Origin of the sequence: Silicimonas algicola (genome assembly GCF_003148765.1) — a bacterium.
GTDB lineage: Bacteria > Pseudomonadota > Alphaproteobacteria > Rhodobacterales > Rhodobacteraceae > Silicimonas > Silicimonas algicola.
On the sequence record NZ_QGGV01000001.1, the window covers coordinates 75,849 to 90,408 of the forward strand.

Here is a 14,560-nt window from a genome sequence, read left to right on the forward strand (position 1 = left end):
GTGGGGATTCCCTAAGTGTGTCAATCAACAATCGTCATATTCAATCATTCTGCGCCGCAGCATGAACGGTTATGATCGTTTGTGATTGACAATCCGCCGCAGCCTGAGCAGCCTTGCGGCAACTGTCATGCAGGCGCGGCCGCGTCTCCGGGAGGGCTTGATGCTGAAAAACGCTGGAGAACAGCGGCTTGAAAACCTCTGGGACGAAAGCCGTGCGGCGGGGATGAGCGAATCCGAAAAGCTGCTCTACCGCTCGAACCTCCTCGGCTCGGACAAGCGGATCACGAACTACGGCGGCGGCAACACCTCGGCCAAGGTGACGGAGCGCGATCCACTCACGGGCGAGACGGTCGAAGTGCTGTGGGTCAAGGGATCGGGCGGCGACGTCGGCACGATGAAGTTGGACGGCTTCGCCACGCTCTACATGGACAAGCTGCGCGCGCTTAAGGGTCTCTATCGCGGCCTCGAGCACGAGGACGAGATGGTGGGCTACCTGCCGCATTGCACCTTCGCGCTGAACACGCGCGCGGCCTCCATCGACACGCCGCTCCATGCCTATGTCCCGAAGAAGCACGTCGACCACATGCACCCCGACGCCATCATCGCTATCGCCGCCTCGGCCGGTTCGGAGGCGCTGACGCGGGAGATATTCGGAGGCGAGATCGGCTGGCTGCCTTGGAAGCGGCCAGGATACGAGTTGGGGCTCTGGCTGGAGAAATTCTGCCTGGAGAACCCCGACGCGAAGGGCGTCGTGCTGGAGAGCCACGGGTTGTTCACCTGGGCCGACGATGCGCGCGAGTGCTACGACCTGACGCTGGCCACCATCCAGTGCGCGATGGACTGGTTCGCCGACCGCACAGAGGGTGCACCGGCCTTCGGGGGCGCGGTTCACGAGAGCCTGCCGGAAGGCGAACGTCGCACCGTTGCCGCGCGGCTGATGCCGGCGATCCGTGGGATGGTCTCGGGCCAACATCGGATGGTGGGACACTTCGACGACAGCGAGACGGTGCTGGATTTCGTCAACGCGCGTGAGATGGAGCCGCTCGCGGCGCTCGGCACCTCTTGCCCCGACCATTTCCTGCGCACCAAGATCCGCCCGCTGGTCGTGGCCTTCGATCCGGCGAAGAAGAACCTCGATCAGGTGCTGGACGGCCTTCGCGCGCAGGTCGCAGCCTACCGCGAGGATTACACGGCTTACTACGAAAGGTGCAGGCACGACGACAGCCCGGCGCTGCGCGACCCGAACGCCGTGGTCTATCTCGTCCCCGGCGTCGGCATGATCACCTTTGCCAAGGACAAGGCCACCGCGCGGATCTCGGGCGAGTTCTACGTCAACGCCATCAATGTCATGCGTGGCGCGTCGGCGGTCAGCGAATACCGGGGGCTGCCGGAGCAGGAAGCCTTCGACATAGAATACTGGCTTCTGGAGGAAGCGAAGCTCCAGCGGATGCCAAAACCCAAGGCGTTGGCCGGGCGAGTGGCGCTCGTCACCGGCGGGGCCGGCGGGATCGGGTCGGCCACGGCAGAGAAATATCTCGCGGAGGGTGCCTGCGTGGTCCTGGCCGACATCGACGCGGAGGCTTTGGCTTCGACGAAGGAACGGTTGGTCCAGCGGCACGGGCGGGACGTGGTTTGCGCGGTCGAGATGAACGTGACGGACGAGGCCGGCGTGGCGCGCGCCTTCGCCGAGACGGCCGTGGAATTCGGAGGGCTCGATATCCTCGTGTCGAACGCAGGGATCGCGTCGTCGGCACCGGTTGAAGAGACGACGCTCGACCTCTGGAATCGCAACATGGAGATCCTGTCGACGGGCTATTTCCTGGTGAGCCGCGAGGCGTTCCGAACCATGCGCGCGCAGGGCATCGGGGGCTCCATCGTCTTCATCGCGTCGAAGAACGGCCTCGCCGCCAGCCCGAACGCCTCGGCCTATTGCACCGCGAAGGCTTCCGAGATCCACCTGGCCCGCTGCCTGGCGCTGGAGGGCGCGGACGCCGGCATCCGGGTCAACGTGGTGAATCCGGACGCGGTGCTGAAGGGCTCGAAGATCTGGGAGGGCGAGTGGCTGGAGCAGCGCGCCTCGACCTACAAGACCGACAAGGAGGGGCTTGAGGAGATGTACCGCAACCGCTCGATGCTGAAGCTCTCGGTCCTGCCCGAGGACATCGCCGAGGCGGCCTACTTCTTCGCCTCGGACCTCTCGGCCAAGTCGACCGGCAACATCGTCAACGTGGACGCAGGCAACAAGGAGGCCTTCACCCGCTGAGGCGGGCGGCGGGGGGAGAGGACCATGATCGACAAAGGCCTGATCGAGAGCGAGAACGCCGCGCGTGAGGATGCGCTCAGGGCGGATTACGAGGCGCTCGGCGACCATCTTGACCGGCGCGGCATGGACATCGGGCGCGTCAGGGACAAGGTCGCGGCCTACGGCGTCGCCATTCCCTCCTGGGGCGTGGGAACAGGGGGTACGCGCTTTGCCCGCTTCCCGGGACCGGGAGAGCCGAGGGGTATCTTCGACAAGCTCGACGACTGCGGCGTGATCCATCAGATGACCTGCGCGACGCCAAGCGTCTCGCTTCACATCCCCTGGGACAAGGCGCCGGCCGCCGACCTCAACGCCAAGGCCGAGGAGGTGGGACTGGGCTTCGACGCGATGAATTCGAACACGTTCCAGGATCACGTAGGCGATCCTCGTTCCTACAAGTTCGGTTCTCTCTCGCACGTCGATTCCTCGACCCGTGCTCAGGCCATCGAGCACAACCTCGAGTGCATCGACATCGGCAAGAGCATCGGCTCGACCGCCCTGACGGTCTGGATCGGCGACGGCTCCAACTTCCCCGGTCAGACCGACTTCACCCGCCAATTCGACCGCTATCTGGATGCCATGAAGCAGGTCTATGCAGGCCTGCCCGACGATTGGCGGCTGTTCACCGAGCACAAGATTTACGAGCCCGCCTTCTATTCGACCGTCGTGCAGGATTGGGGCACCAACTATCTCATCGCGCAGGAGCTGGGCGAGAAGGCGCAGTGCCTCGTCGACCTCGGTCACCATGCGCCGACGGTGAACATCGAGATGATCGTCGCCCGCCTGATCCGGTTCGGGAAGCTGGGCGGATTCCACTTCAACGATTCCAAGTACGGCGACGATGACCTCGATACGGGGTCCATCGACCCGTTCCGGCTGTTCCTCGTCTTCAACGAACTGGTGGAGGCGGAAGACCGTCCCGGTTTCGCGCCCGCGCACATGCTGGACCAGAGCCACAACGTGACGGACCCGATGGAAAGCCTGATGATGTCGGCCTCCGAGGTGCGTCGGGCATATGCGCAGGCGCTGTTGGTCGACCGCGCCGCATTACGGGGGTTCCAGGGCGACAATGATGCCTTGATGGCGGCGCAGACCCTGAAGGCCGCGTTCCGCACCGATGTCGAACCGATCCTCGCCATGGCGCGGATGGAGGCAGGCGGCGCAATCGACCCTGTCGCCGCCTTCCGTGCGTCCGGCTATCGCGCGAAGGTTGCAGCGGAACGCGCCGCCGTCACTGGCGCTGGTGGCGGCATCGTCTAGTCGCCGTCCGGGTCGGGGCCGACGAGGGCAGGATCGAGCGCGTCGGAAGGCGGGCGCGGTTCGGTTGTCGCCTGCACCAGGGCCTCGGGATTGCGAAGCCAGATGTCGCGCTGCGCGAAGGGGATCTCGATGCCTTCCTCGCCGAAGCGTCGGGCGATCTCGTGGTTCATGTCGGATTTGGCGGTCACGACGAAGGACACGTCGGTCAGGATCGCCCGGATCTCGAAGTCCATGCTGTCGGCGCCGAAGCCGATGAAGAGGATGTTCGGCGCCGGACTTACGGCGACGATCGGATGCGCCTCGGCGACCTCCTTGAGAATCCGTTCGACCTTGCGGGTGTCGGTTCCATAGGCCACGCCCACCGGCACGATCACGCGCCCCATCGAGTTGCCGTGGGTCCAGTTGGTCACGGTCCCCGAGATGAGGTCGCCGTTCGGGACGATCACGTCGCGCTTGTCAAAGGTCTCGATCCGGGTCGACCGGACGCTGATCGCCTTGACCACGCCCATCTGGCCGCCGGCTTCGACCCAGTCGCCCTCACTGATAGGACGCTCGATCAGAAGGATGATTCCCGACACGAAGTTGTTGACGATGTTCTGAAGCCCGAAGCCGATGCCGACGCCAAGCGCGCCGATGACGATGGCAAAAGACGACAGGTCGATGCCCGCCGCCGATATGCCGATGACGGCCGCCAGCGTCAGCCCGAGGTAGCCCAGGCCCGACACGATGGCATTCTGGCCGCCGCGGTCGAGCTTGGTGCGAGGCAGCACGGTGGTTTTCAGTGTGCCCTGGAACAGCCGCGTCACGGCAAGGCCGATGGCGAAAACCACGATGAAGGTAATGAAATCACCGGGCGAGATCGTGGTGTCGCCCAACTTGAACCCGGTCCGGAACCGCGTCCAGGCTTCGCCCAGATCGGACGGTTCGGCGCCCCAGACGAGGGCGAGGACCGGGATCGCAGCCAGGGTGAGTCCGAGGCTGATGAGGACCGGAGCAAGGGCCTGCTGCGCCTGTTTGGTGTCAAGACCGCGGGCGATGGCAAAGGCGCCTCGGACCGCAAAGTGGAGGCTGGCGAGGAAGGCGAGAAGAGCGAGTGTGGCGGCCGTCGGAGCGATCAGCTCTTGAGCCAGAGCGCGGAAGCCGACGAGCGCGGCAAGGGGTCCGATGACTCCGACCGCCTGCACCGCTGTCCCGAGGATGCGGGCCGCGTGATGCGCGATGGTGACCTCGGTGTCCGCGCCGACCGCTCCGCCGTGGACCAGGAGTTTGCCGAGCCGGAACAGCACGTAACCCGTCGCCAGGTGAAGCGGCAGGCCCATGACGCCGACATAGTCCGGCGCGATTTCGGCGCGGCTGGCGACGACGCGCAGGATGACGGCGAGGCCGGCAAGAACGCCAAGCAGGGTAGAGAAGAAGCGACCTTTCGCCCTCTGCCGTTCCGTGAGGTCGAGGGGCGAGGGGATCGCGTCGCGCTCGGGGAAGATGCGCCCGCCGAGCCATCGCGCGATGGCGGATGACAGGATGGCGGCGTTGATCCCGATGGCCGTCGCCTGGCCGATGGGGCCGAGGATTCCGGTGGTGATGAGGGCGGCGTTGATGAGGGAAACGCCGGCCATCGCCATGAGGACGCCACCGAAGGAGAGGAGGAAACCGTAAACGATGCGGCCGTGCTCGCCGGCGCGGGTCTCGATTCGGGCGAGGAAGCGCTCGACGACGCGGGGGCCGCGGGCGATCAGGAAAGCGGCGAAGACCAGGAGGGCGGCGGCGAGGGCGAGGCGCTGCCAGAGGCCCGTCGTGCTGGGTTCGGACAGGCGGGCCGTGGCCTCGGTGCGGATAGTGTCGATCACGCGCAGGCCAGAGGCGACCGCCCCGCTCCACAGGGTGGGATCGAGCGGCGTTCGGGCGAGTTCGAAGAGCGCGTCGGTCTGGCGCGCACGCAGCGTGGTGTCGATCTGGCCGATCAGCGACGTGGCGCGGGCGGCCGCCTCCTCGGCTTCCAGACGCGGCGCCCGTGCGGCGGTGAGCTGGGAGTTCAGCGCCTCGCGGCGGGAGGCGAGGCTTTCGGGTTCCGTCTCGCCTTCGGCGGGGGCGGGTCCGAGCGCGTCGAGCTGGGCCTCGAGCGAGGCGATGCGGGCCGAGTTGACGTCCTGCGCATCGGCGAAGCCCGCGCGCCAGTCGACGAGCTGGGAGCGCAGGGCGCGGAATTCGTCGTCCGTCGCCTCGCGTGTCTCGATGACGCCTTCGACGGTGTCGGCGAAGCCGGAGAAGCTGTCGAAGTCGAGATTGTCCTGCGCGGCGAGAGGCAGCGCAAGGCAGGTCCAGACCAGGGACAGGATCGCCAGGACGCGTAAGGCGCGGCGGAGCATGACGTCAGCCTTCGTAGACGCCCGGCAGCGCGCGGCTTTCGCCGTCCAGCCACCCGGGCACCGGCAGGCCCTTGTCGGCAAGGAAAGCCGGGTTGAACAGCTTGGACTGGTAGCGGTTGCCGTAGTCGCAGAGGATGGTGACGATGGTGTGTCCCGGACCCATTTCGCGGGCCATGCGCATCGCGCCGGCGATATTGATCCCGCTCGATCCGCCAAGGCAAAGGCCTTCTTTTTCAAGCAGATCGAAGACGATGGGCAGGGCTTCCTCGTCCGAGATCTTGTAGGCGGCGTCGGGGGTGAAGCCGTCTAGGTTGGCGGTGATGCGGCCCTGGCCAATGCCCTCGGTGATCGAGTCGCCGGAGGGCGGCTCTTCGCCCGTGTAGAGCTTGTAGAGCCCCGACCCGTAGGGATCGGACAGGGCGACCTTGACGCCTTTCGGCTGAAGCACCTCGGCCACGCCGGCAAGAGTTCCGCCTGTACCGACGGCGCAGGTGAAGCCGTGGACGGTGCCGCCCGTCTCCTTCCAGATCTCGGGGCCGGTGCCTTCGACATGGGCCTGGCGGTTGGCGGTGTTGTCGAACTGGTTGGCCCAGATCGCGCCATTCGGTTCGGTCTCGGCCAGCTTCGCCGCCAGACGCTCGGAGTAGCGGACGTAGTTGTTGGGGTTCGAGTAGGGGACCGCCGGGACCTGCACAAGCTCGGCGCCGCAGAGGCGGATCATGTCCTTCTTTTCCTGGCTCTGCGTCTCGGGAATGACGATGACGGTGCGGAAGCCCATCGAGGCGCCGACGAGGGCGAGGCCGATGCCGGTGTTCCCCGCGGTGCCTTCGACGATGGTCCCGCCCGGCTTCAACTCGCCCCGCGCCACGGCGTCGCGAATGATGAAGAGCGCGGCGCGATCCTTGACGGACTGGCCGGGATTCAGGAATTCGGCTTTTCCCAGAATATCGCAGCCCGTCTCTTCGGAGGGACCGGCGAGGCGGATCAGGGGGGTATGGCCGATGGCGTCGGCGAGGTCACGGCGGATGGTCATGGCGTCTCCCGGAAGGGCTTGCCTCTGTCCTAGTCGGGCCGGGAACGGGTTTCAATGCAAGTAGAAGTTAACTGGCAGCGCGGAGCGCGGGGCGACCTGAGTCGGCCGCGTCGGACGGCGGATCCGGTGTATCGGTATCGCGTCGGTATCGCGTCGGTATCACGTCGGTGCATCCCTCGGTGCGGTGAGGGCGGCAGGAACAGGTTCGACGGGACCGCGTGCCCCTCAGCCGCGCAGCCGGTCGCGGTTCGCGGCGAGCCAGAAGAGCGTGAGGACGAGCGGCGCGGTGTTGGCTGCCCCGGTCTCGACCATCGCCATCGCCTCGTCGAAACCGAGAACGTGGGAGAGGATGTCTTCGTTCTCGCCTTCGAGACCCGCGATGCGGCCGTCCTGAGCCGAGAGGTCGGCGATGGCGACGTAACTCCAGAGGTATTCGTTGAAGGCGCCGGGCGACGGGTAGTAGCGGCTGATGAGGTGCAGTGCGCCCGCCTCGATCCCGGTCTCTTCGAGAAGCTCGCGCCGGGCAGTCTGCTCGGGCGTCTCGCCCGCGTCGATGCGTCCCGCCGCCGGTTCGAGTGTCCAGGGGTTTGCGTCGCCGCGCGTGAAGGGCCCGTGCCGGAACTGGCGGACGACGAGCAGGCGGTCGGTCGCGGGGTCGTAGGGCACCACCGTCACCGCGTCGCCGCCCTGGAACGAGGACCGCAGCACGGGCGCGCTGTGACCACCCGAGAAGCGGGGGAAGGTCAGCACGTCCTCGCGGACGGCGAAATAGGCGGTGTAGGGCTGGCGCGTCTCGGCGATCCGCACGTCTTTGGCCGACATCGCGGGCGGAAGAGGCGCGGGCGTCGGCGCCTCGGCGGCGCGGAGCCGCGCGCCGGCCCGCATCTGGATCTGGTCGAAGGCGCGGGCGGCGGACGCGGGGTCCATCACGCCGTGGAGGCGCATGTATTCCTCGGCCGCGGCGCGGGCGAGGGGGGCGCCGTCTGCCTGCCATCCGTCGAGCGACCACGCGCCGTCGGGCTTCCAGAGACCGGGTTCGGGAAAATAAACCAGAGCGACCGCGGCGCCCTTGTCTGTCCGCACCGAAACGGGACGCAGGTCGTAGCCGAAGCCCAGCTCGTAGAAGTCCAGCCGCGCCTGGGCGCGGGCATCAACCTCGGCCAGGAGGCCTTCGGCCGTGGCGTCATCGTCGGCGACGAGCGTGGGGAAGTCGTGCCCCTCGACCTGCGCCGTGCGGAAGCCGGGAAGGCTGGCGGGCCGCGCCGACACCTCGCGCCCCGCCACGAGGGCGAGGAGCGCCGGGTCCCGAAGCGTGCCGTAGAAGAAGACCGACTGGCTCACGACCAGCGGCGGGCGAAGAACTCGGTGAGCCAGGACATGAACAGGGCGCCGACGATGGCGGGGATCAGGATCTCCTGCGTCGCGACGAGCTTGGCGTAATCCACGCAAAGCTGCGCCATCTGCTGGAGCGCCTCCATCGGGCCGTCATAGCGAAGCTGGACCGACCGCGACAGCATCTTGTAGCCGGACCAGACGATGAACACCCAGAAGAAGGTCGCGGCGAGCGTCGTCAGGCCGAAGCCGAAGGACTGGCGGTAGGTCTTGCCCGATCCGTTGCCGAGGATCGTCCAGCCCATGACGAAGCCGACGCATGCGTTGAGCGGCGAGAGCCAGCCGACGCGCGTGCCTTCGGTGTCCATGAGAATGGGTTTCATCAAGTCGGAGATGAAGTAGGCGAGGGCCGCGAAGCTGAGCGCGGCGATCAGTTTTCCGCCCGTGGGCATGCGTCACTATCCCGGTTTGTTGACCGTTATCTGCGTGACGTCGATTGATCCGGCATGAAATCCTGCCGCGCAAGATGTAAGGTAGAAGTTCCACATTCTTCGGAAGCGATCGTCGAATCCGAGCAACGATACCTCGGACCAGCATTCATTGAACGTGTCGTGCCAACGACGCAGGGTCTGGGAATAGCTCTCGCCGAACTCGATGGACCTGAGGACGCCGAGGCCCGCGCGCTCGATCTCGGCGCGCAGCGCGCTGGGCGAGGGGAGCATCCCGCCGGGGAAGACGTACTTCTGGATGAAGTCGACGCCCTTGCGGTAGGTCTCGAAGCGCTTGTCCTCGACGGTGATGATCTGGAGCGTGGCGTTGCAGCCGGCGTTGAGGCGGTCGCGGACGGTCTGGAAGTAGACGGGCCAGTATTTCTCGCCGACGGCCTCGAACATCTCGATCGAGGCGATGCCGTCGTAGGTGCCGCGCTCGTCGCGGTAGTCCTGGAGCTTGATGTCGACGCGGTCGGAGAGGCCGGCGCGTTCGATCCGGGAGCGGGCGTAGTCGTGCTGTTCGCGGCTGATGGTCAGGCCGGTGACGCGGAGGCCGCGTTCGCGCGCGGCGTATTCGGCGAAACCGCCCCAGCCGCAGCCGATCTCGAGGACGTGGGCGCCGGGGGCGACGCCCATCTGGTCGACCATGCTTTGATACTTGCGGGTCTGGGCGCGTTCCAGGCTTTCCTGGCCGGTCTCGAAGAGGGCCGAGGAGTAGGTCATCGTGTCGTCGAGCCAGAGGGAGTAGAACTCGTTGCCGAGGTCGTAGTGGTAGGAGATGTTCTTCTTCGCCCGCTCCCTGGTGTTGCGGTTCATCCAGTGTCGCAGGCGTTCCCACAGCCGCATGATCTGGAGACCGCCGAAGCTGTGATAGACCTCGTCGTTGTCGGCGTGGACCACGTCCATGAAGGCCTGGAGGTCGGGGGTGGACCACCAGCCCTCGAGATAGGCGTCGGCGAAGCCGAGGTCGCCCTCGCGGATGAGGCGCGCGAAGGTGTCGGGGTTGTGGATGACGATCTCGGCGACCGGACCGGGGTTCGGAGCCTCGACGCGGAACAGACGTCCATCCGGCATCCGGAAGTCGAGGCGGCCATTTCGGAGCTTTCCGGCGAGGCTGAAGGCGGCTGCGAAATAGCGCGGCAGATCCCGCTGGCCGTCCAGCGTCGTGATCGGATCCATTTGCTTTCCCCCGGTGTCGTTCCGCTGAACCTAGCCGAACGGACCAGTTCATCAACCTTTTCTTGATTTTCCGTGGCTTCCGGGAGGTGCGACAGCTTGGCGCGACGGAAGGGGCGGCACGGTGCGTATCAGTCGGGCAATCGGAAAAGAGGTGCGGCATGGCACGGACGACCCTGACCCTGGCCGGAATGGCAGCGCTGGCGCTGGCGTCGGCGCTTGCCGTGGCCGACAGCTCGACGCTCTGGAGCGGTGCGCCGAGCGAAATCGCGGCGCGGCGCTGATCAAAGGCCGAGCGCGCGGAAGACCTTCGGCAGTTCCTCGGGGATGTCCTCGGCGATGAGACCGGGGCCGAAGGAGAGCGCGCATTCGGTGTGGAGCCAGGCGGCGGTGCCGGCGGCGTCGAAGGGGTGCAGGCCGCGCGCGAGGAGGCCGGTTATCATGCCGGACAGCACATCGCCCGAGCCTGCGGTGGCGAGCCAGGGCGCGGCGCGCTCGTATGCGCTGGAGTTGATGGAACATTGCCCGGACGGATGAGCGATCACGGTGTCGGGGCCTTTGAACAGGATGGTGCAGCCTGCGCGTTTTGCCGCTTCGCGGGTGGCGTCGACCTTGGAATAGGCGGGGCCTGTCGTCGCGGGGGCGTCGAGTTTCTCGGCGATGTCGGGGAAGAGGCGTTTGAACTCGCCGGCGTGAGGGGTGAGGACGCAGCCTTGATGGAGCGCGTCGAAGAGGACCTGCGGGTTGCGCTCGAATCGGGTGAGGGCGTCGGCGTCGAGGACGACGGCTCTGGCGGGGCGGGGCCCCGGCTCGGGGGCCGGGGGGGTGGTGCTGGCGGGTCGGGGCCCCGGCTCGGGGGCCGGGGCAGCGGTGCTGGTGGGGCGGGGCCCCGGCTCGGGGGCCGGGGCAGCGGGGTTATGTTCGGAGCGGTCCTGCCCCGGACTGGATCCGGGGCCTCGCGGCGCGGTCGCCTTCAGTGCCGCCAGGACGAGGGCCTGGGTGTCGGCGCCGAGGCCTAGGCCGGGACCGAGGCAGAGCGCGTTTATCCGCTCGTCCTCGAGCGCTTCGGTCAGACCAGGGGCGCCGTCGAGAGGGCGGCACATGATGGCCGTGACCTGCGAGGCGACTTCCCAAAGTGCGGTCTGCGGGCAGCCGACGGTGACGAGGCCCGCGCCGATGCGCAATGCGCCACGGGCGGCAAGGCGGGCGGCGCCGGTCTTGCCGGGACCTCCGGAGAGGATCAGGGCGTGGCCGTGGGTGTATTTGTGGACGTCGTCGTGAGGGGTCTTGACCCTCGTTTTTGCAAGCCGCATCACCTGATCGAATTGAAGCTCACGATCAAAAGCCGATGTAACTCTGTCAGAGTAGGGAAAATTGCCAAAAGCGCCGGACCCTACACCGGCGGGCAGACCGATGTCCTTGCAAATGACCTTTCCGGAAAGGGTAGGACCGAAGTCCAATAGGTGACCGTGCTTAAAGCCATGAAACGTCACAGTCATATCTGCAAGGAAGGGTGCTCCCAGCACTTTTCCACTGTCGGAGCACAAGCCGCTTGGTATGTCGATTGCGACGTGCCTAAGGTTGCCGCGAAGTCCGTCGCCAGGGACGCTTTCCGCTGTGTCAGCGTATTCTTCCCCTAGATCGACAGGCCGCGTAAGTCCAATTCCGAAAAGTGCATCGAAAAAAACGTCCGGGTACGCGACGCGGCGCTCAGGGTGATAGAATGTTCCGGAGAACGCGAAGGTCTCCCCCAACTCCCCCCACCGCTCATAATTCACCTTTGCATCCGGCGGTAGCTTCTCGGGGTCGCCGTAGAGGAACACCTCCACCTCCCAGCCCCACTCCTTCAACAACCGCGCCACGACGAAGCCGTCGCCGCCGTTGTTGCCCGGTCCGCAGAGCACCACGGCCTTGTGCGAGGTCGTCGCAAGCTCCGGCCATTCCTCGAAGATCGCCTCGACGACGCCGCGGCCGGCGCGCTCCATGAGTTCGAGGCCGGTCACCTCGCCGGAAGCGATGGCGGCCTGTTCGATGGCGCGCATCTGCGCGGCGGTCAGGAGTTCGGTCATGCTCACAGGTTCTGGGCAATCGCGGGTCGCCTGGCAAGCGTGGACTCCGCGCGCCGGCCGGTCCAGAGTGCGGCCATGAAACTGACACGACGCCAGACCGGCGCCCTTCTCGCGGCGAGCCTGATTGCGCCGTCGGCCGTCTTCGCGCAGGCGAAGGACAAGAAACGCCGGCGCAAGAAGGAAAAGCCGCCTCCGAAGTTTCCCGACCTGATGGAGAAGCTGGGCGCGGCCTTGAACGGGCACCTTACACCGGGCTGCGGCGGGCAGTTCTCGGTCCTCGACCTCGATTACGGAAACGCGAGTGGTGGCGGCAAGGGAATGCGCGCGGTCGTGCGGCTCGATTGGCCGCCCGGCTTTCGCCAGCGGCCCTTCGTCGCGGGTGGCGCGGACGCACAGGGCGCGTTCGACGCGCTGGTCGCGGCGAGCCTCGACGGCTTCCGCCCGGCATGGCCCGACTGCATCGTTTGACAGCCGTTTCAATTTCGCCGCATCTTCGGGCATGATGCCTGTTTTTTGTGCATTGGCCGGACAAACCGGACTCCGGCCATCGGTGCCCTTGCCCGCACCGATTGTGACCGCGCGCGGCGCGTGGTCTCACGCCGGAAACGCCCCAAGGGAGTCGGTGCCATGAAGAAAGTCGAGGCCATCATCAAGCCGTTCAAGCTGGACGAGGTGAAGGAGGCGCTGCAGGACATCGGCGTTCAGGGTCTTTCCGTCCTCGAGGTCAAGGGCTTCGGACGGCAGAAGGGCCACACGGAACTCTATCGCGGCGCCGAGTACGTCGTCGACTTCCTGCCCAAGGTGAAGATCGAGGTCGTCCTGCCCGACGAGCAGGTCGAGCCCGCCATCGAGGCGATCATCGCGGCGGCCAAGACGGACAAGATCGGCGACGGCAAGATCTTCGTCTCGGACGTCAGCCAGGCCATCCGCATCCGCACCGGCGAATCCGGCACGGACGCGCTGTAACACATATCAGGACCACGAAAGGGAAGGGTCTTTCTCATGAGCAACAAGGACGTCTTGAAGACGATCAAGGACGAGGACGTCGAATACGTCGACATCCGCTTCACAGATCCGCGCGGCAAGTTGCAGCACGTGACCGTCATGGCCGACCAGGTCGACGCCGATTTCATGGACGACGGGTTCATGTTCGACGGCTCGTCCATCGCCGGCTGGAAGTCGATCGACCAGTCCGACATGAAGCTGATGCCCGACGCGACCTCGGCCTACATGGACCCGTTCTTCGCCGAGAAGACGCTGGCGATCCATTGCACCGTCGTCGAACCCGACACCGGAGAGCCCTATAACCGCGACCCGCGCGGCACCGCGCAGCTTGCGGAAGCCTACCTGAAGTCCAGCGGCATCGGCGACACCGCCTACATGGGCCCCGAGGCCGAGTTCTTCATCTTCGACGACGTCCGGTTCAAGGTGTCGATGAACAAGGTGTCCTACGAGGTCGACGCCATCGACGCGGCCTGGAACACTGACACCGACTACGAGATGGGCAACATGGGCCACCGTCCCGGCGTGAAGGGCGGCTACTTCCCCGTCCCGCCGATCGACGACGCCCAGGACCTGCGGTCCGAAATGCTGTCGACCATGAAGCGCATGGGCATGAAGGTCGACAAGCACCACCACGAGGTCGCCTCGTGCCAGCACGAGCTGGGGCTGATCTTCGGGACGCTGACCCACCAGGCCGACGAGATCCAGAAGTACAAGTACGTCATCCACCAGGTGGCGCACGCCTACGGCAAGACGGCGACCTTCATGCCGAAGCCGATAGCGGGCGACAACGGCACCGGCATGCACGTCAACATGTCGATCTGGAAAGGCGGCAAGCCGCTCTTCGCGGGCGACAAGTACGCCGACCTGTCCCAGGAGGCGCTGTACTACATCGGCGGCATCCTGAAGCACGCCAAGGCCCTGAACGCCTTCACGAACCCGTCGACCAACAGCTACAAGCGCCTGATCCCCGGCTTCGAGGCCCCCGTCCTGCGCGCCTATTCGGCCCGCAACCGCTCGGGCTGCGTCCGGATCCCGTGGGCCGAAAGCCCGAAGGCCAAGCGCATCGAGGCCCGCTTCCCCGATCCGTCGGCGAACCCTTACCTGGCGTTCTCGGCGCTTCTGATGGCCGGTCTCGACGGCATCAAGAACAAGATCGATCCGGGCGAGGCCATGGACAAGGACCTCTACGACCTGCCGCCGGAAGAGCTGGAGGGCATCCCGACCGTCTGCGCCAGCCTGCGCGAGGCGCTGGGCGAGCTTGAGGCCGACATGGACTTCCTGCTTCAGGGCGACGTGTTCACCCGCGACCAGATCGAGGGCTACATGGATCTCAAGTGGGAAGAGATCTATGCCTTCGAGCACACGCCGCACCCGATCGAGTTCAAGATGTACTACAGCTGCTGAGCCTTCCCTCTCGGCAAGGTGCGATGGGGCGTTCCTGCGGGAGCGCCCCTTTTTCGTCTCGGCGGACGCTGGCAACCTTCGGGTAAGACGTCGGGGTTATGAGGGCGTGACCGTCCACAGCC

General features: G+C 66.2%; 12 protein-coding genes. 6 read left to right on the forward strand and 6 right to left on the reverse strand.

The annotated features are described in order from the left end of the window. Window positions 1-160 precede the first annotated feature (160 nt). Entirely contained in the window at window positions 161-2,263 is a 2,103-nt protein-coding gene (locus C8D95_RS00335; RefSeq protein ID WP_109757905.1) for a bifunctional rhamnulose-1-phosphate aldolase/short-chain dehydrogenase, read from the forward strand. 24 nt (window positions 2,264-2,287) lie between these two features. Beyond that, a complete protein-coding gene (gene rhaI / locus C8D95_RS00340; protein ID WP_109757175.1) occupies window positions 2,288-3,562 on the forward strand; it encodes an L-rhamnose catabolism isomerase in 1,275 nt (424 codons plus the stop codon). On the opposite strand, the gene C8D95_RS00345 is transcribed toward rhaI, so the two are convergent. The 5 genes from C8D95_RS00345 to C8D95_RS00365 all read right to left on the reverse strand — a co-directional run bounded on the left by C8D95_RS00345 (window position 3,559) and on the right by C8D95_RS00365 (window position 9,963). Further along, window positions 3,559-5,928, reverse strand: coding sequence for a DUF3772 domain-containing protein (locus C8D95_RS00345; protein WP_109757176.1), 2,370 nt, complete (start codon window positions 5,926-5,928; stop codon window positions 3,559-3,561). The two genes, rhaI and C8D95_RS00345, sit on opposite strands and share 4 nt — an antisense overlap. A gap of 4 nt (window positions 5,929-5,932) precedes the next feature. Next, window positions 5,933-6,961 (reverse strand): cysteine synthase A, encoded by a 1,029-nt coding sequence (locus C8D95_RS00350; RefSeq protein WP_109757177.1) that lies wholly within the window; start codon window positions 6,959-6,961, stop codon window positions 5,933-5,935. Between the two features lie 225 nt (window positions 6,962-7,186). Beyond that, on the reverse strand, window positions 7,187-8,302 hold the full coding sequence (locus C8D95_RS00355; protein ID WP_164721549.1) for an NUDIX domain-containing protein: 1,116 nt from the start codon (window positions 8,300-8,302) through the stop codon (window positions 7,187-7,189). Next, window positions 8,299-8,745 carry a TrgA family protein gene (locus tag C8D95_RS00360; protein ID WP_109757179.1) on the reverse strand — a complete coding sequence of 149 codons (447 nt, stop codon included), beginning with the start codon at window positions 8,743-8,745 and terminating at the stop codon, window positions 8,299-8,301. The genes C8D95_RS00355 and C8D95_RS00360 overlap by 4 nt, the downstream gene beginning before the upstream one ends. Window positions 8,746-8,751: 6 nt before the next feature. After that, entirely contained in the window at window positions 8,752-9,963 is a 1,212-nt protein-coding gene (locus tag C8D95_RS00365) for an SAM-dependent methyltransferase (RefSeq protein ID WP_109757180.1), read from the reverse strand. Between the two features lie 158 nt (window positions 9,964-10,121). Here C8D95_RS00365 and C8D95_RS22695 point away from each other — a divergent pair, with 158 nt between their 5' ends. Continuing rightward, window positions 10,122-10,244: a hypothetical protein gene (locus C8D95_RS22695; RefSeq protein WP_277601031.1), complete on the forward strand. Its 123-nt coding sequence runs from the start codon at window positions 10,122-10,124 to the stop codon at window positions 10,242-10,244. Here the strand turns inward: C8D95_RS22695 and C8D95_RS22400 are convergent, their stop codons facing one another. Continuing rightward, window positions 10,245-12,029 carry an NAD(P)H-hydrate epimerase gene (locus C8D95_RS22400; protein WP_241239770.1) on the reverse strand — a complete coding sequence of 595 codons (1,785 nt, stop codon included), beginning with the start codon at window positions 12,027-12,029 and terminating at the stop codon, window positions 10,245-10,247. 75 nt (window positions 12,030-12,104) lie between these two features. Between C8D95_RS22400 and C8D95_RS00375 the strand changes: the two genes are divergently transcribed. From C8D95_RS00375 to glnA, 3 genes are all read left to right on the forward strand, one after another. Continuing rightward, complete coding sequence (locus C8D95_RS00375) at window positions 12,105-12,497, forward strand: hypothetical protein (protein WP_109757181.1); 393 nt, start codon at window positions 12,105-12,107, stop codon at window positions 12,495-12,497. 159 nt (window positions 12,498-12,656) lie between these two features. Then, on the forward strand, window positions 12,657-12,995 hold the full coding sequence (locus tag C8D95_RS00380; protein WP_109757182.1) for a P-II family nitrogen regulator: 339 nt from the start codon (window positions 12,657-12,659) through the stop codon (window positions 12,993-12,995). Window positions 12,996-13,031: 36 nt separating this feature from the next. After that, on the forward strand, window positions 13,032-14,438 hold the full coding sequence (glnA, locus tag C8D95_RS00385) for a type I glutamate--ammonia ligase (RefSeq protein WP_109757183.1): 1,407 nt from the start codon (window positions 13,032-13,034) through the stop codon (window positions 14,436-14,438). Window positions 14,439-14,560 lie beyond the last annotated feature (122 nt).